The organism is Thalassospira sp. (genome assembly GCF_002709775.1).
GTDB lineage: Bacteria > Pseudomonadota > Alphaproteobacteria > Rhodospirillales > Thalassospiraceae > Thalassospira.
In genome coordinates this window covers 69453-86544 of the sequence record NZ_PAQR01000027.1, presented here as the reverse complement: position 1 = coordinate 86544, position 17092 = coordinate 69453, and the positions used below count along the sequence as shown (strand labels likewise).

General features: G+C 57.4%; 11 protein-coding genes. 8 read left to right on the top strand and 3 right to left on the bottom strand.

The window, feature by feature from the left end; genetic code table 11:
* Positions 1 to 67 precede the first annotated feature (67 nt).
* From CMO10_RS11205 to CMO10_RS11185, 5 genes are all read left to right on the top strand, one after another.
* Entirely contained in the window at positions 68 to 706 is a 639-nt protein-coding gene (locus CMO10_RS11205) for a TetR/AcrR family transcriptional regulator (RefSeq protein ID WP_297021987.1), read from the top strand.
* 138 nt (positions 707 to 844) lie between these two features.
* A complete protein-coding gene (locus tag CMO10_RS11200) occupies positions 845 to 2017 on the top strand; it encodes an efflux RND transporter periplasmic adaptor subunit (protein ID WP_297021985.1) in 1173 nt (390 codons plus the stop codon).
* A 38-nt stretch (positions 2018 to 2055) separates the two neighbouring features.
* A complete protein-coding gene (locus tag CMO10_RS11195; protein ID WP_297021982.1) occupies positions 2056 to 5235 on the top strand; it encodes an efflux RND transporter permease subunit in 3180 nt (1059 codons plus the stop codon).
* A 230-nt stretch (positions 5236 to 5465) separates the two neighbouring features.
* Positions 5466 to 6467 carry a zinc metalloprotease HtpX gene (gene htpX, locus CMO10_RS11190; protein ID WP_297021979.1) on the top strand — a complete coding sequence of 334 codons (1002 nt, stop codon included), beginning with the start codon at positions 5466 to 5468 and terminating at the stop codon, positions 6465 to 6467.
* A gap of 191 nt (positions 6468 to 6658) precedes the next feature.
* On the top strand, positions 6659 to 8278 hold the full coding sequence (locus CMO10_RS11185; protein ID WP_297021976.1) for a hypothetical protein: 1620 nt from the start codon (positions 6659 to 6661) through the stop codon (positions 8276 to 8278).
* Positions 8279 to 8379: 101 nt separating this feature from the next.
* On the opposite strand, the gene CMO10_RS11180 is transcribed toward CMO10_RS11185, so the two are convergent.
* Positions 8380 to 9099, bottom strand: coding sequence for a Bax inhibitor-1/YccA family protein (locus CMO10_RS11180; RefSeq protein WP_044829724.1), 720 nt, complete (start codon positions 9097 to 9099; stop codon positions 8380 to 8382).
* 270 nt (positions 9100 to 9369) lie between these two features.
* Between CMO10_RS11180 and CMO10_RS11175 the strand changes: the two genes are divergently transcribed.
* Entirely contained in the window at positions 9370 to 10875 is a 1506-nt protein-coding gene (locus CMO10_RS11175; RefSeq protein WP_297021972.1) for a hypothetical protein, read from the top strand.
* Positions 10876 to 10997: 122 nt separating this feature from the next.
* Positions 10998 to 12614: an acyl-CoA synthetase gene (locus CMO10_RS11170; protein ID WP_297021970.1), complete on the top strand. Its 1617-nt coding sequence runs from the start codon at positions 10998 to 11000 to the stop codon at positions 12612 to 12614.
* Between the two features lie 111 nt (positions 12615 to 12725).
* Here CMO10_RS11170 and CMO10_RS11165 read toward each other — a convergent pair whose 3' ends face one another.
* Both CMO10_RS11165 and CMO10_RS11160 read right to left on the bottom strand, forming a co-directional pair.
* Positions 12726 to 15284: an ABC transporter permease gene (locus CMO10_RS11165; protein WP_297021966.1), complete on the bottom strand. Its 2559-nt coding sequence runs from the start codon at positions 15282 to 15284 to the stop codon at positions 12726 to 12728.
* The gene (locus CMO10_RS11160) at positions 15281 to 16027 is read right to left on the bottom strand and encodes an ABC transporter ATP-binding protein (RefSeq protein ID WP_044829720.1); all 747 of its coding nucleotides are present in this window, start codon (positions 16025 to 16027) and stop codon (positions 15281 to 15283) included. The genes CMO10_RS11165 and CMO10_RS11160 overlap by 4 nt, the downstream gene beginning before the upstream one ends.
* A gap of 179 nt (positions 16028 to 16206) precedes the next feature.
* Here CMO10_RS11160 and CMO10_RS11155 point away from each other — a divergent pair, with 179 nt between their 5' ends.
* A complete protein-coding gene (locus tag CMO10_RS11155; protein ID WP_297021962.1) occupies positions 16207 to 16932 on the top strand; it encodes an arylesterase in 726 nt (241 codons plus the stop codon).
* Positions 16933 to 17092: the final 160 nt, after the last annotated feature.

Here is a 17092-nt window from a genome sequence, read left to right as displayed (position 1 = left end):
GGGTATTTCTTGAAAAATACCAACCGGTATGTATATCTGGCTTATACAAAAAGGACAGGTCAAGGTTATGAGGAACGCAGAAGAAACCCGGATCAAGCTGCTTGAAACTGCCATGGAGCTGCTGTCAACGCGCAGCTACCATGACGTTGGTGTCAGTGACGTGTGCAAGCATGCCGGGGTGACAAAGGGCGCGTTCTATCATCACTTTGACAGCAAGGCAGAGCTGTTTGCCGCCGCTGCCCGCCATCACTGGGAAAAGGGCAAGGGCGAGCTCCGCGCGATCTTTTCACCCGAAGTCCCTCCGCTTGAACAGTTGAACGGCTATATCGAACTGCTGAGCAGTAAGCAGGAACGTCGTGCCGCGCCGGGCGAAAACGAAGCCTGCGTGTGTCCGATCTTCACTGCCGGTGGTCAGGTCGGGCCGGAAGACGCCGCCATCCAGAACTGCTCGCGTGAATTGGCCGAAGAACACATCAAATACCTTGCCTCCATGGTGCGCGGTCTGAAAGGCGAAGGCATGCTCGCCGAGGATGGTGATGTGACGACTCTGGCGCGCCTGATTTTCCAATATGTGCATGGTCTGCTGACCTATGGCCAGGTTTTCAACGATATCGATACCGTTCGGTCTGACATCCGGCTCGGCATCTGTCGCATCCTCAATTTACAGTGCAAATACAGGGATGTAGAGGGGGAAACGGCCGCTTGAATTTCCCCTGAAATTCCGAATTTAGAGAACGTAAAGCAATTTTTTCTCTAAATTTCCTTGCAAACATACCGATCGGTATCCATCTTTGTTCCAAACGGGCCGCGAGTGCGCGGCGTAACCTATTTGGAAGATGGTACGATGCAGTCTCAATCAAAACGCAAAATTCTGCTGCCAGTCGCCGCCCTGGCGCTGGTCGCAGCCGCCGGTGGATATGGTCTGCATATCACCGGTTCCGCTGCGGATGAGGTCGCGGTTCAAACCGAACAAGCGGCCCCTCCGGCAACCCCGGTCACCGTATCGGGGATCAAAAGTCAGTCCGTCCGCCTTTGGAGCAACTTTTCCGGCCGCCTGAGTGCAGTCGAAGAAGTCCAACTGCGTCCGCAGGTCAGCGGTGCGATTGTCGAAATCCGCTTTGAAGATGGTCAGTTGGTCAATCAGGGTGATGTTCTTGCCGTGATTGATCCGCGCAGTTATCAGGCCGCAGTTGACGAAGCACGTGCTGAACTGGCCGCCGCACAGCAAAGCCTGTCGCTGGCCAAAAAGGAAAAGGAACGGGCCGAGAAACTCGTTTCCAACGGCACGGTTTCCAAACGCGTTTATGACGAACGCCTAAGCACCCATCAGGTCGCGCAAAGTGACGTCAGCCGGGCGCGCGCTAAACTGCAACAGGCCGAGATCGAGCTTGATCACGCCTATGTCAAAGCACCGATCAATGGCCGGGTCAGCCGGGTTGAACTGACGGTTGGCAATCAGGTCAATGCCGGTGCCAGTGCGCCGGTTCTGACCACGATCGTCTCGACCGGGAAAATCTATGCCGATTTCGACCTCGATGAGCAGACCTTCTTTGCCAGCCTCGGTGAGAACGGCAAGATCGATGACGCGGCACAGACCATTCCGGTCAATATGACGCTTTCAAACGGGCGCCAGATTTCTGGCCACGTGCACAGCTTCGATAACCGGATTGATGCCCGCACCGGCACCATCCGCACCCGTGCGCTGTTTGACAACGTTGGTGGCAATCTTCTGCCCGGCACATTTGCCAGCCTTCAGGTTGGTACGCTGGCCAAAAGCAACGTCATCATGGTCTCGCCCGAAGCCGTCAGCACCGATCAGGACCGCAAATTCGTCTATGTCGTCGAACCCGACAACACGGTTGCCTATCGTCAGGTGACTTTGGGCTCGGAAATCAATGGCATGCGCATTGTGACCTCGGGCTTGAACGAAGGCGATCTGGTGATTGTCAACGGCATCATGAAGGTCCGGCCGGGCATGCCCGTCGCACCTGAAATTCTGCAGGCCGCCGCATCGTAATTGATGCGTGACTGCGCTTTAACGCAAGGCTGAAAATCATGCAGAACCTGTCCCGATTTTTCGTGGATCGCCCGATCTTTGCCGGCGTCCTGTCCGTCCTGATGTTGCTGGCGGGCCTGATAGCCATGTGGCGCTTGCCGATTTCCGAATATCCGGAAGTCGTCCCGCCCTCGATCGTGGTCGAAGCCAAGTTTCCCGGCGCCAACCCCGCCGAGATTTCCGAAACCGTCGCATCCCCGCTTGAAGAACAGATCAACGGGGTCGAAGGGATGCTTTACATCAACTCGCTGGCCACCACCGATGGCAACCTGTCACTGACCGTGACCTTTGAAATCGGCACCGACCCTGATCTGGCCCAGCAAAAAGTCCAGAACCGCGTATCACAGGCCGAACCGCGTCTGCCCGATATCGTGCGCCAGCTTGGCGTGACGGTGGCAAAGCGGTCCCCGGACCTGACCATGGTCGTCCATTTGCGTTCGCCCAATGAACGCTATGACATGCTTTACCTGCGCAACTACGCGACGCTGAATGTCCGTGACCGTCTGGCACGTATCAACGGTGTCGGGCAGGTGGGGCTGTTTGGCTCGGGCGATTATGCCATGCGCGTCTGGTTGAACCCGGACAAGGTTGCCGAACGCAACCTGACAGCGGGCGAGGTGGTCTCGGCCATCCAAAGCCAGAACGTTCAGGTCGCAGCCGGCATCATCGGCGGTGCGCCCTATGACAGCGGTGTGCAGTTCCAGTTGCCGATCAATATCAGCGGTCGTCTGGAAAGCCCCGAGGAATTCCAGAACATCATCATCAAGCGCGAAACCGATGGCACGATCACGCGTCTGGGCGATGTCGCCCGGGTCGAGATGGAAGCACAGCAATATGCCCTGCGCTCCCTGCTCGATAACAAACCGGCTGTCGCCATTCCGATCTTTGCTTCACCGGGCTCAAACGCGCTTGATATCTCAAGCAACGTCCGTGCGACCATGGAAGAGCTCAAACAAAGCTTCCCGGACGATCTCGATTACTCGATTGTCTATGACCCGACCGTTTTTGTCCGTGGTTCGATCAAATCGGTGATCAAGACGTTGTTGGAGGCCATCGCCCTTGTGGTGATTGTCGTGACGGTGTTCCTGCAAACTTGGCGGGCCTCGATCATTCCGTTGCTTGCCGTGCCGGTATCGATCATCGGGACGTTCGCGCTCATGTTGTTGATGGGCTTTTCGATCAACGTGCTGTCGCTGTTTGGCTTGATCCTGGCGATTGGTATCGTGGTCGATGATGCGATTGTTGTGGTCGAAAACGTTGAACGAAACATCGAACGGGGTCTGTCACCGCGCGATGCCACCGTGGCCGCCATGCGCGAAGTGACCGGACCGATCATCGCAACCTCGCTTGTGATCACCGGTGTGTTTGTGCCGATTGCCTTTATTTCCGGCCTGACCGGTCAGTTTTATCAGCAATTTGCCCTGACCATCGCGATTGCAACGATCATTTCGACGATCAACTCACTGACCCTGAGCCCGGCCTTGTCAGCGGTCCTTTTGCGCGGTCACGATGCACCAAAAGACTGGCTGACGCGCGGGATGGACTTTGTCTTTGGCTGGTTCTTCCGCGGCTTCAACCGCTTCTTTAACCGCAGTACCGATCTTTATGCCGGTGGTGTGAAGCGCTTGCTTGGCGTGAAGGCGATCATGATGGCGCTTTATGTCGGCCTTCTGGCCCTGACCTATCAGGGGTTCCAGATCCTGCCGACAGGGTTCGTACCGCTTCAGGACAAGCAATATCTTGTCAGCTTTGCGCAATTGCCGCAGGGCGCGACACTCGATCGTACCGAAGACGTCATTCGCGAAATGTCTGACATTGCGCTCAATGAACCCGGTGTTGAAAGTGCTGTTGCCTTCCCGGGGCTCTCGATCAACGGGTTCGTCAACAGCTCAAGTGCCGGCATCGTCTTTGTCACGCTGACCGACTTTGCTGAGCGTACCAGTGACGATCTGTCGGGGCTGGCGATTGCCGGCAAACTTCAGCAGAAGTTTGGCGCCATTGACGAGGCCTTTGTTGCCATCTTCCCGGCACCACCGGTGCAGGGGCTTGGCACGGTCGGCGGGTTCAAGCTACAGGTGCAGGATCGCTCCGATCAGGGCTATGGCGCGCTTGATGATGCAATGAAACAGGTCCTTGCCAAGGCATGGGCAGCCCCGGAACTGACCGGTGTGTTTTCAAGCTACAACATCAACGTGCCCCAGCTTCAGGCAACGCTTGACCGCACCAAGGTCCAGCAGCTTGGCATCCCGGTCGATGAAATCTTCCAGACCATGCAGGTCTATCTGGGCTCGATGTATGTCAATGACTTCAATGCCTTTGGCCGCACCTATCAGGTGATCGCACAGGCGGACAAGCCATACCGTTCAAGCCCGGAAGACATCCTGCGTCTGCAAACACGCAATGCAGATGGCGACATGGTGCCGCTTGGCTCTGTGCTGTCGGTTTCCGAAACGTTCGGGCCGGATACGGCGATGCGCTACAACGCGTTTCGTTCGGCTGATCTCAATGGCAATGCCGCACCGGGCTATTCCAGTGGCGAAGCACAGGCAGCGATTACCAAGATCCTGGAAGAAACATTGCCGCCGGGCATGTCCTATGAATGGACGGAGCTGACCTATCAGCAGATCCTTGCGGGCAATACAGCGATCTTTGTTTTCCCGATCTGTATCCTGCTCGTGTTCCTGGTGCTGGCGGCACAATATGAAAGCCTGACCATGCCATTGGCGGTCATTCTGATCGTCCCGATGAGCATCCTGTCAGCTGTCTTTGGTGTCTATCTGTTCGGGGGTGACAACAACATCTTCACCCAGATCAGCCTGTTTGTGCTGGCCGGACTGGCCTCAAAGAACGCCATCCTGATTGTCGAGTTTGCCCGCGAACTTGAACATCAGGGCCGCAGCACTCTGCAAGCCGCGATCGAGGCCAGCCGCCTGCGTCTGCGCCCGATCCTGATGACTTCCCTGGCCTTCATCATGGGTGTCGTCCCGCTGGTCCTGTCCAGTGGTGCCGGTGCCGAGATGCGCCACGCGATTGGTATTGCCGTCTTCTCGGGCATGCTGGGCGTGACGGTATTTGGCCTGATCCTGACCCCGGTCTTTTATGTCCTTGTACGCATGATTGGCCGGCGCAACGATGTTCGTGAACTCGACGGGGCTGGCGTTGACCAGCCTGCGGAGTAAGCGACCTCGTTGCACAAAACAGCCGGACCGTCTTTTTCCCCCGACCCCGCCGGTCCGGCTGTTTTTTTCATCTCCCTCGACGGGGCTGGCGCATGCCAGCCCCGTTTTCCTTTTTGCCCGTTTTCCTTTTTGGATGTGAGCCATATCTCAGTCTGGTCTGATGGCCCTTGCCATGGCGCGACATCGCCTTATCTTTCGGTCGGAATGTTTGTCGATAAGGGTTTTCGACCATGAACTATGTGCGTACAGGTTTGCTGCTTGCCGGGTTGACCGCGCTGTTTGGTGCGGTTGGCATGATGATTGGCGGGCAACAGGGCATGATCATTGCGCTGCTGTTTGCAGCCGCGATGAACGTGTTCGCCTATTGGAATTCCGATGCCATGTTGCTGCGCATGCGCAGTGCACGGCAGGTGGATGACAAAACAGCACCCGAACTTGTGTCGATGGTGCGCGATCTTGCGCGTAATGCCGATCTGCCGATGCCCAAGGTTTACGTGATCGAAAACCCGCAACCCAACGCCTTTGCCACCGGTCGCAACCCGGAAAATGCCGCCGTGGCAGCAACCACGGGGCTGCTCAAACTTCTTGATCGCAATGAAATCGCGGGTGTGATGGCCCATGAACTTGCGCACGTCAAAAACCGTGACACCCTGACCATGACCATCACCGCGACCATCGCCGGTGCCATCTCCGCCTTGGCCAACTTTGCGATGTTTGCCGGTATGTTTGGTGGCAACCGCGACAATAACAATCCGCTCGGCGGGATTGGCATGATCCTGATTGCCATTCTTGCCCCGATGGGGGCGATGATCGTTCAGATGGCTATTTCACGCACCCGCGAATACGAGGCCGACAAGATCGGCGCGGAAATCTGCGGCCATCCGATGTGGTTGGCCTCGGCCCTTCATAAGCTTGATAAGGGCGTGCACGCCGTGCCGAACATGGATGCCGAACGCAACCCGGCGATGGCGCATATGTATATTGCCAATCCGCTGTCGGGGAAGGGCGTTGATAACCTGTTTTCAACCCACCCCAATATGGCCAACCGCATCGCCCGCCTGCAGGCGATGGCGGGTGCTTCGCAAAGCCCTGCACAGGGCCGTCAGGCAGGCCCGGCTCCGCGTTCGTCCAAGCCCGCATCCGCACGCGGACCGTGGGGACGCAAAGCCACAAAACCGGCCTCCCCCGAACGTAGCAGCGCACGTCAGCGCAAACGGCCCTGGGAGCCGTAAACCAGCCAAAATCCTGTTTTGTCGGATGGTTATGACCCCCAACTAGGGGTCGTTTGTCCTATTCTTCGGTATGATGAAAATGGCAATGCACAGCATTGACCAACCCGAAATACAGGACGAAAATGTTCTGACAAAAGTCTTAAACCCCTGCGATCGAGGCTCCGATATGCAGGGGATGGATAAGGACAAGAATGGCTGGTTTCTGGTCAATGGTTGGCCTTGTGTTCAAATCCTTGATCACGGGTGCCGAAACTGTCGATGACATGGGGGATGGTGTCGGGCATGGCCTGACGGCCAGTGACGTGCTGTGCCAATATGGCGTTGCGCGTTTCAGCCCGGACAAGACCAACGCCCAGATCGGCGGCGAAACCAGCGACGAAATCACCGACATCGTGATGGCGGCCCTGTCATCTGTTCCCGAAAGTGCCGGGATCCGGGTTGACCAGTTCTTTTCACCCAACCCCGATGCCGCCGACCCGTTCCAGGCCATCCGCGAGGCACAATTGGGTGTGCTTAACCTTGCACACCGCAAGGATGCCGATACCGCCTTCTGGGGGCGTCAGGATACCCGCAATGGCCACCTTGACCTCTATATGGTCAGTGATGCGCTGACATCCTCGCTTTATGACCTGATGTTGCCACAGGTCTACAGCTTCCGGCAGCCAACCCATGCTGATGTATCCGAAGCCCTGCGCGTATTGCTGAATGCCCAGCTGGTGCTGAAATCGCGCGGCGGCGAACAGCGCGCGCTTCAGATCGCCCGGCTGTCCGCGATCATGGAAGATTTGCAGGATCGTGTGCTTGGCGGTGATGTCTTCTCGCAGGCTGGCTCTGGTGCGGCACTGGCCTATGGTTTCGGCGCGTTTGTGCTGTCTGAAACCGGGGATCGATCCTATTGCGGCAGCGCGCTTCGCGTCATGGAACCCTATATCCGCCAGATGATCAGCGAAATCGCTGACAAGCCAGTGGCGGCTGCGGGCAAAACTGAAGCACCCACCGGGCTTAAGGGCGAAACGCTTTCTGGCGCGACCGCGGATCAGACCAACCACGAAGCCCAAACCACCGAACTGCTTGATCGGGTCAGTGATTTCTCCAAGGTCAACCCGCGCACCACGGCCGCACTTGCGCTTTACGGCGCACTTGTGAACTGGTCGCTTGTCGCCAATCTCAAGGCGCGCTCTGGTGAACTCTCGATTGCGATCTGGCGGATGTTGGAGCGACGAATCGAACTTTCCATGGGATCCCCCGTGGATCGCGCCCTTTCGATCTGCAAACTGGCCGAGGCGATGGTTCTGACCGGCAAGGACAAGGAAAATTCCAAGCTGGTCGACAAGGGGGCCGGGCATTACCGCCGGGCGCTCGGCATGATCAATGCCCGTGTGCATGGCCCGCTTTATGCCACCGTTGCCTATGGGTTGGCGGAGGCGATTGTGTCTTCTGCGACCATCCGCGATGTCACCATTCCCGATACACAGGTTGTCCCGGTCTTTCAGGCGGCACTCAAGGTCTGCGCTAGGCGCGATCAGCCCTATATCTGGGGCCGGATCATGTTTGCGCTCGCGACCGTCTATCTGACCAATGGCAACCTGCATAAGGATATCGAAATGCTCACCCACGCACGGATGAGCTATTCACAAGCCTACGAGGCCTTTAACGAAGCCGGCGCCAAGGGTGCTGCACGCGCCGCATCAGGCGGCTATACCCGTTCGGAAAACTTCCTGTCCCAGCTTGGTCATCGCAAGGCGGTCATGGATGCCACCGGCGGAACGGGCGGGGGCGAAGCGGCAAAGGATGCGGCGGGCGCTTCCTGATCCCACTGATCCCAGACACAGTTACCCATCAGGAATTCAGACAAAAAGAAACCCCCGCAGCGGCTGCTGCGGGGGTTTTGACTGCGTATGCCGGCTTACTTCTATTCGCGGTTACCGAAGAAGTGCAGCAGCATGATGAACAGGTTCACGAAGTCGAGATACAGACGCAGCGCACCAAACAGGGCTTTTTTGCCTGCGGTCGTTGCATCGTCGTGCTCGTGATACTCTTCCTTGATTTTCTGGGTGTCATAGGCGGTAAGGCCCGTGAAGATCAGAACACCAGCCGCCGAAATGACGAACTGCAGCATGGTGCTGGCAAGGAAGATGTTCACCACCATCGCGATGATGATACCGATCAGGCCCATGAACAGGAAGCTGCCCCAGCCCGACAGGTCTTTCTTGGTGGTGTAGCCAAACAGGCTCATCGCACCAAAGGTACCCGCGGTGATGAAGAACGTACGAGCGATCGACTCACCGGTATAAACCAGGAAGATCGACGCCAGGGACAGACCCATCAGACCTGCATAGACCCAGAATGTCGCCTGTGCGGCACCAAAGCTCATCTTGTGGATGCGTGCGCTCAGGAAGAAGACAAGCCCGATCGGGGCCAGCATGACAATCCAGTGCAGTCCGGTGCCGAAAATAGCCTGCATTAGGGTCGGGCTGGTCGACACAGCCATCGCCACGATACCGGTCAAGGCAAGTGCAGATGCCATGTAGTTATAGACACGCAGCATATAGGCGCGGAGACCTTCATCGATCTCGGCCGCCGACCGGCCAACCGAGACGTCATAGCCGCGTTGACGCGTTTCAAAAGCCATTGAAATCCCTCTTTGATCCAATAATGAGCAGAAGGCACTGATATACCTCTGCGATGATCAAAATATGGCAGGATTTCTGTGAAAAGCAACGTTTTGCCAGATTGGGCACGCTTGCGCTGTCCTCAGATGTGAACTTGTTCACCCCGGATATGACGCTATCGTGAAATCAGCCAGTTAGGACAGGTTTTGTAAACCGGTCTATAATGACGGTCTTAGGGACTCGCAAAGCATTCCATCAACGCATATAGGCCCCACACTATGTCACGGCCCATGTCACGCCCCTTCACAAGCCATATGTCGCTGCCAAATCCGGCCTGGGGTTTTGCGCGCGTAGTGGTCAGGGGCGCGCTGATTGCGGGGTTTGTCTGTGCAATCGCCCCGGCTTTGCTGGCGCAAAACGCCGACCTTAAACGCGCGCCCGGTGATGGCGACATTCCGGTCTTTACCGATACTTATGCCGGATCGGAGTTCTGTGCCGATGGCAGCGGGGATGCCCCATGCGCTGTTGCTCCGGTCGATGTGCCGGAATTTGATGCCAGCTTCGTTTATCGTTTCCTCGCCTATCATGCGCAGCGCCCGTTTGACCGCTTTTCATGGCAGGCCTTCACGTCACTGATGGTCCCGCTCGATCAACCTGATCAGAAAGCCCATTGGGAAACCTTTCCGACACGGCGCGATCTGTTTGACGAGGTCACCTATCCCAACCCGGCTTGCAAAGATGATCTGCCCGATGGGACTTTGCTGTTGGCAAGCTATCTGCAATCGACGGGCGATGTCCTGATTGATCAGGCGGGCAATTTCGTTTTGTTTGAAACCCGTATCAATCCGGTGGCCGCCAACTATATTACCGCCAACACCCTGCAAACCGGACCCGGTCGGGCGGCATTTGCCAAATCCGGGCAGGCGATCGACTTCCCGACCGGCCATCTGGACCCCGAAATGGCCGATGCGGTGAAGCTGGCCTCAGCCAACGCTGCCCCCAACGCTGATCTGGTCATTCCGGCCGCCGCGCCCGGTGAGATGGGCGCGCAACTGCTGAAATTCGCATGGCGCATTTTGCCCAACGATGTAGCAACACAGAATGACCGCTATGTCACCCGTCCGGCGTGGATCTCGCTTGGTGGGGATCAGACGCTTGATGGGCAGGCCAAGTGCCTTGATGTCACCGTCGGGCTGGTCGGCATGCATCTGGTTCAACGGGTGGCCAGTGGCAATGGCGATCGTTGGATCTGGGCGAGTTTCGAGCATGTCGACAATGTCCCCCTGGCCGCCAATGCAAGGCGCCCGAACAGCATCATCACCAAGGAGCCATTTGAAAATGGCTGCCTTGCCCCCGGTGCCGTTGATCAGGCCTACGCTTTCTATGGCGGAAAGACCGCCAGTGGCAGCCCGGCCAATCAGCCGATATCAGATGCATTGAAATGGGCGGATGACGCGCCCTATGCCCGCCTGTCCTCGGGCGAGATACCAACATCACCCGATATCGTGCGCTGCTGGCGGCTGTTTTCCGGTACAGCCGAAAGCAACTTTGTCTGGCAGAGCAAACTGTCTGGCAGTGTCTTGGCAAACTACATGCTGCTTGGCACGCAATGGATCGGCAATCCGGGCGGTGCACCATTTGGCGTTGGAGAAGTGCCGCGCTTTTTGACCAACAGCACGCTTGAAAGCTTCATGCAGGATCAGGATGATGCCACCTGCCTTGGTTGTCACGCACGTGCCACCAGCGATGCCGGGCAGATATCGAACTTCACCTTCCTGCTTGATCCGGGCAGCTAACGGACCGCAAGTAGTGGTCCCCTGAACAGAGACCTTCCAATTTCTCCCGATTGCCACTAGCATGCATCGCAACATTTGCCGCAGCCAAAAACAAATAACAGCGGCGAATTCAGGGAGGAAATATGCTGGGCAGTCGTTCTGACTATGCTTCGGTGCGTTCGCAATTCTCATGGAACGTGCCAACCCACTTTAATATCGGCGTCGATGTTTGCGACAAATGGGCGGACGATCCCGATCGTCTGGCACTGATGCATCGCAGGCGCGATGGTACGCGCCGCGACTACACCTTTTCACAGATCAAACGCCTGTCGAACCGCTTTGCCAATGTCATGCGCCGTCATGGTATCCGGCGCGGTGACCGGGTCGGCATTCTGTTGCCGCAAAGCCCGGAAACGGCGATTGCGCATGTCGCGACCTACAAGATGGGTGGCATTGCCGTGCCACTCTTTACGCTGTTTGGCGTCGATGCGCTGGAATACCGGCTGGGCAACTGTGCGGCCAAGGCATTGGTGACCGACAAGGAGGGCGCTGCCAAAATCGCTGAAATCCGCGATCTTTTGCCGGCCCTTGAATATGTCTATGTGATTGATGGCGCGCCCGATAACTGCTTTGACTTCAAGGCCCTGTCATCAGAGGCCAGTGATGAGTTCGAACCGGTCAACACCCGTGCCGATGAACCGGCGCTCATCATCTACACATCGGGCACCACCGGGCAGCCAAAGGGTGCCTTGCATGCCCATCGGGTGTTGCTGGGCCATTTGCCCGGTGTCGAAATGTCGCATGACTTCTTCCCCGAAGACGGCGATGTCATGTGGACCCCGGCCGACTGGGCCTGGATCGGCGGGCTTCTGGATGTTCTGTTGCCCGCCTGGCATCACGGGGTGCCTGTGGTTGCCCACCGGTTTGAAAAATTCACGCCCGAAGATGCCTTTCGCCTGATGGCTGAATATGGCGTGCGCAATACCTTCCTGCCGCCAACGGCCCTTAAGATGATGCGCGCTGCCGGTGACGATATGACGCGAAAGTTCAATTTTAAACTTCGCTCTATTGCAAGTGGTGGTGAAACATTGGGTTCAGAACTCCTTGATTGGGGGCGCCGGGTCTTTGGCGTCACGATCAACGAGTTTTATGGTCAGACCGAATGCAACATGGTGGTCAGTTCCTGTCAGTCGATCATGGCCTCAAAGCCCGGTGTCATGGGCCGTCCGGTCCCCGGGCACGATGTCGCGGTGATTGATCTGGGCGGCAAGGTGCTGGAACCCGGTGAAATGGGCCGTATTGCCGTGCGTGCGCCCGATCCGGTGATGTTCCTTGAATACTGGCGCAATCCTGAAGCCACGCGTGACAAGTTTGTCGGTGAATGGCTGCTGACCGGCGATATGGGTTGTGTCGATGCTGATGGCTATATCCGCTTTGTCGGGCGCGATGATGATGTCATCAGCTCGGCCGGCTATCGCATCGGCCCGGGCGAGATCGAAGATTGCCTGATTGCTCATCCCGCCATCCGCATGGCCGGCGTGATTGGCAAACCCGATGATCAGCGCGGTCAGATCGTAAAGGCCTTTGTCGTGCTCGCCGACGGCTTTGCCCAAAGCCCGGAGCTTGAAAGCGAAATCAAGGATTTCGTCAAAACCCGGCTGGCGGCACACGAATATCCCCGCGAGATCGCCTTCCTCGATCAATTGCCGATGACAACGACTGGCAAGGTCGTTCGCCGTGCCTTGCGCGATATCGCGTGATGATCGGTTCCTGATTTTAAATCGTTTACGAAACGGTTTTTGCAAAAAACAAGGCCGGGTCCATCGGGATCCGGCCTTGCCTGTTTATTAAGGTCGTTTGTGACCGTTGGTTTATTCGTTGCGCAACAACGGGGCGGCCGGGCTGCGCAGCGCTTGCCAGGTACCGACGAAGCCGGCTGCCAACGTGGCAAACAGGCCAATTGCAATCGGTCCGATGATGGTCATCGGCAGAAGCACCCAGTTGGCTTCCATGATCAGAACCAGCACCGACCAGGCTGCAACCGATCCGACCAAGGCCGCGATCACCCCGGTGGCAAGGCCAAGGATCCCGTATTCCAGTGCATAGGCATAAAGGATGTTGGCCCGTGTTGCCCCCAAAGTCTTGAGCACCACGGCATCATATATGCGTTTGCGTCGACCGGCGGCAACCGCCCCACCCAGCACCAGCACACCTGCCACAATCGCAATCATGCTGGTCGCATTAAGCGCCGTACCAATCCCCGCCAGAATGGCGTTGGCGGCTTCAAGTGCTTCACGCACGCGGATGGCCGAGACATTCGGGAAATCCAGGCCGATCATGCGATCAACCGGTTCTTCCATTTCGCGCGGCATATGGGCAGTGGCGATCAGGCTATAGGGTGCCTTGTCGATCAGGCCCGGTGAAAACACCATGGCGAAATTCATGCGAAGGCTTTGCCATTCGATCTCGCGCCAGTTGGCAATCTCGGCCGTGATATCGCGGCCCAGCACATTGACGGTCAATGTATCGCCCGGCTCAAGGTCAAAGGCATTGCCGATATCCGCACTGATCGAAACAAGCGGCCTGGAGGCGTCATTATAATCGGCTGGCCACCATTCACCGCGCACCAGCTTGGTTTCGGGTGGTGGGGTGGCCGCAAAGGTCAAACCACGATCACCGCGCAGGAACCAGCGATCATCGCCCGGCCCGACATCGTTGGAATTAACGCCGTCGACCGCCGTCACCCGACCACGCAGCATCGGTGTTTGTTCGATATCCGAAACATTATCCTGTGCCAGAAGCTGGCCGCGGAACTGATCAATCTGATCCGGGCGGATATCAAGGAAGAAGAAGGCCGGGGCAGAGTCCGGGAGGTTCTCGTTGATCTCGTTATCAAGGTTGCCCTCGATCCCCGAAATCGTCACCAGAAGTGTGAGCCCCAATCCAAGCGACAGCGCAACCGGCACGGTGCTGGCCCCCGGACGGTGCAGGTTGGCCAGCGCCAGTCTGGAAAAGGCACTGCGTCCCGTGATCAACCGTTTCGAAAGGGATACGATACTTTGCCCGGCATAGGTGAAAATCACCACAGCCGCTGTCGACCCGCCAATAAAGCCAAGGGCAATCGCCTTGTCGGTCGCGGTCAGGACAGTCAGGATCAGCAACAAAACCAACGGCACGCCGATATAGGGCAGGTCACGCTTGCGCACCGGACTGCCACTAAACAGACCCGCACTGGCCCGGAACAATCGTGCTGCCGGAATTTCACGCGCGCGCAAAAGCGATGGCAGGGCAAAGACCAAAGTGGTCAAAACCCCAAAGCTGGTCGCAATGACAAGCGACGGCAATGCCGGACCCAGTGTCACGTCAATCGGCAACCGCCCAGACAGAAGCGGCGCAATCAATGCCGGTGTCACCGCACCGATCAGAAGCCCGATGCCAATCCCGATCAGGGCCAGCACAAGGATCTGCAGGAAGTAAATCCGAAGCACCAGCGCATGCGAGGCCCCGATGGATTTAAGTGTCGCAATGACGGATGTTTTGCTTTCGATATGGCTACGCACCGCATTGGCCACCCCGATGCCGCCAACCAGAAGTGCCGACAAACCGACAAGGGTCAGGAACAGGGTAAGGCGTTCGATAAAGCGTTTCAGCCCCGGGTTGGCATTGGCCGTATCGCGAATGCGCCAGCCCGCATCCTCAAACCGCTCTTCAAGCCGTTCGCGAAAGGCGGTCGGGGTTTCATTGTAATTGATATCCAAAGCGTAATAATAGCGGATCAGGCTTCCGGGCTGCACCAGCCCGGTATCCATCAACCCGTCCATCGACACCATCAGGCGCGGGCCAAAGTTGAAAAAGCCAACAGCCTTGTCGGGCTCGGTCGCGATGACGCCGCGGATCTGAACATCAATATCGCCAAGCGCAACCGTATCACCGACATTGATCCGAAGCCGTTCAAGCAAGCCGGCCTCGGTCACGGCCCCCCAAACGCCATCCTTCTGATCAAGGATGCCATCAAAGGGCACGCCATCGGCAAGCTCCATCTCGCCAAACAGCGGATAGGCGTCATCAACCGCCTTAAGCTCCACCAAGCGGCGCTGGTCGGGGCCATAGGCCGTGGTGCGCATGGTGGCGAGTTCGGCCACTCGTTCCGTGTTGGCGGTCAGCCAGTCGATCTGATCGCCAGTGGCTTCTTGATGGGTCAGGCGCAGTTCAACATCGCCACCCAAAAGCTTCCGCCCGTCACGCTCAAGTGCCGATAGAACGGATTCCGAAACGTTTCCGACGGCCGCGATCGAGCCGACACCAAGCGCAAGGCAGGCCAGGAAAATACGAAAACCCGACAGCCCGCCGCGCAACTCGCGCCGGCAGACCCGCCAGGCAATGGACCAAAGGCGGTCCGCACCGTCTGTGGGGGAAGAAGCTGTGCTCATGACTGCGATTCCAGATGCGAAACGATTTCGCCGTCCCGCAGCATCACCGTGCGATCACACCGCTCGGCAAGCCCCGGATCATGGGTAATCAAAAGCAAAGTCGATCCGCGCCGTTTGGTCAGATCAAACAGCAATTCGATAATCGTTTCACCGGTCGTGCCATCAAGGTTGCCGGTCGGCTCATCGGCCAGCAAAAGCTCCGGATCGGTGGCGAGCGCACGCGCCAGCGCAACACGCTGCTGCTCCCCGCCTGATAGCTGCCCCGGATAGTGATCGGTACGATGACCCAGCCCGACATGTTCCAGTTCCTCGCGCGCCTTTTCAAAGGCATCCTTGCGTCCGGCGAATTCCATCGGAAGCGCAACGTTCTCCAATGCGCTCATGGTCGGGATCAGATGGAAGTCCTGAAACACGATGCCGACATGATGGCGGCGATAAAGTGCCAGCCCGTCTTCATCAAGGGCGCGCAAGTCGTTGCCGCAGACCTTCACCACACCTTCCTGGGCTTGTTCCAGTCCGGCAATAACCATCAAAAGGGATGTCTTGCCCGACCCGGACGGACCAACAAGGGACACGCGCTCGCCAGCGCCAATCGACAGATCGACCCCCTTAAGGATCTCGACAATCCCGGCCGGACCCTGCAGCCGCAGCTTCAGGTTTTGCACATCAATTGTCTGTTTTGGCACTTCACCAGATGCCGCGATATTTTGTTCCGGTATCGTGGTGGTTTCGGTCACACTCATTTCAGGTCCTATCGGGTTGTCCGTTGCAAGATCAACAAAGCAGGTTACATAAGCTTACGGATCAGGACGTTTCTGGTTCAGACTTCTTTTGATCTGAATGACTTCTGTCTGCGTTCTATAAGGGTAAACGGTTGCAAACCGTTCTCGCAAGATCGCAGCATATCAAGGTGAGATTTGTAATGAATTTGGCGTTTGGGCAAGGTCACACTGTAATCAAGTTCACGCACAAGCTGGCATCACGGGCACGCAAATCCGCGCGCTTGGCGCTTGCGACCCTTGCCGTTGCAACGCTTGGGGTGGGCGGTTTTGCCTATGAAACCCGTGCGCAGGATGCCGATCAAACGCCAAAAACCCTTGTTTTATTTGGCGATAGCCTGATGGCGGGCTATGGCCTGGCCCATGAAAACGGCTTCGCCCCCAAGCTTCAGGCAGCACTCAAGGAAGCCGGCCATGACGTGGAAGTCATCAACAGTTCGGTTTCGGGCGATACCACGGCAGCGGGCCTTGCCCGCCTTGACTGGGCATTGGTTGAAAAGCCTGATGCCGTCTTGCTTGAACTGGGCGCCAATGATGCCCTGCGCGGGATGGAGCCGTCTCAAACCCGCGAGAACCTTGCAGAAATCCTTGAAAAACTGCGCGGCATGGATGTCGATGTCCTGCTGGCCGGCATGATGGCCCCGCCCAATATGGGGGCTGCCTATGGTGATGAATTCAACAGCATCTATCCCGATCTCGCCAGCAGCTATCAGGTTGATCTTTATCCGTTTTTCCTTGAAGGCGTCGCCGCAGAACCCGGCCTTAATCAGGATGACGGCATGCACCCCAATGCCGAAGGCGTCGACGTCATCGTCAAGCGGATCCTACCCGATGTGATTGGCCTGCTGCAAACCACGGATGCCAGTTGAGCCCCGAAAGCCCTCTGTCTTCCGGGCAGGCGCCTGGCGCGAAATTCCCCGAAAGCCGCCAGTTTCAGCCATCGGGGTGAAATCGTCGCACCACAGCCTTAACCAAACCCCGCTTTTGTTAAGACACTCATGCTTCGCATCACCGCAGCTGCGAACAGGC

What these genes read in the sequence shown, in the direction of transcription:
- CMO10_RS11205 (WP_297021987.1), top strand. Translation starts at nt 68, where the DNA reads ATGAGGAACGCAGAAGAAACCCGGATCAAGCTGCTTGAAACTGCCATG.
- CMO10_RS11200 (WP_297021985.1), top strand. Translation starts at nt 845, where the DNA reads ATGCAGTCTCAATCAAAACGCAAAATTCTGCTGCCAGTCGCCGCCCTG.
- CMO10_RS11195 (WP_297021982.1), top strand. Translation starts at nt 2,056, where the DNA reads ATGCAGAACCTGTCCCGATTTTTCGTGGATCGCCCGATCTTTGCCGGC.
- htpX (WP_297021979.1), top strand. Translation starts at nt 5,466, where the DNA reads ATGAACTATGTGCGTACAGGTTTGCTGCTTGCCGGGTTGACCGCGCTG.
- CMO10_RS11185 (WP_297021976.1), top strand. Translation starts at nt 6,659, where the DNA reads ATGGCTGGTTTCTGGTCAATGGTTGGCCTTGTGTTCAAATCCTTGATC.
- CMO10_RS11180 (WP_044829724.1), bottom strand. Translation starts at nt 9,099, where the DNA reads ATGGCTTTTGAAACGCGTCAACGCGGCTATGACGTCTCGGTTGGCCGG.
- CMO10_RS11175 (WP_297021972.1), top strand. Translation starts at nt 9,370, where the DNA reads ATGTCACGCCCCTTCACAAGCCATATGTCGCTGCCAAATCCGGCCTGG.
- CMO10_RS11170 (WP_297021970.1), top strand. Translation starts at nt 10,998, where the DNA reads ATGCTGGGCAGTCGTTCTGACTATGCTTCGGTGCGTTCGCAATTCTCA.
- CMO10_RS11165 (WP_297021966.1), bottom strand. Translation starts at nt 15,284, where the DNA reads ATGAGCACAGCTTCTTCCCCCACAGACGGTGCGGACCGCCTTTGGTCC.
- CMO10_RS11160 (WP_044829720.1), bottom strand. Translation starts at nt 16,027, where the DNA reads ATGAGTGTGACCGAAACCACCACGATACCGGAACAAAATATCGCGGCA.
- CMO10_RS11155 (WP_297021962.1), top strand. Translation starts at nt 16,207, where the DNA reads ATGAATTTGGCGTTTGGGCAAGGTCACACTGTAATCAAGTTCACGCAC.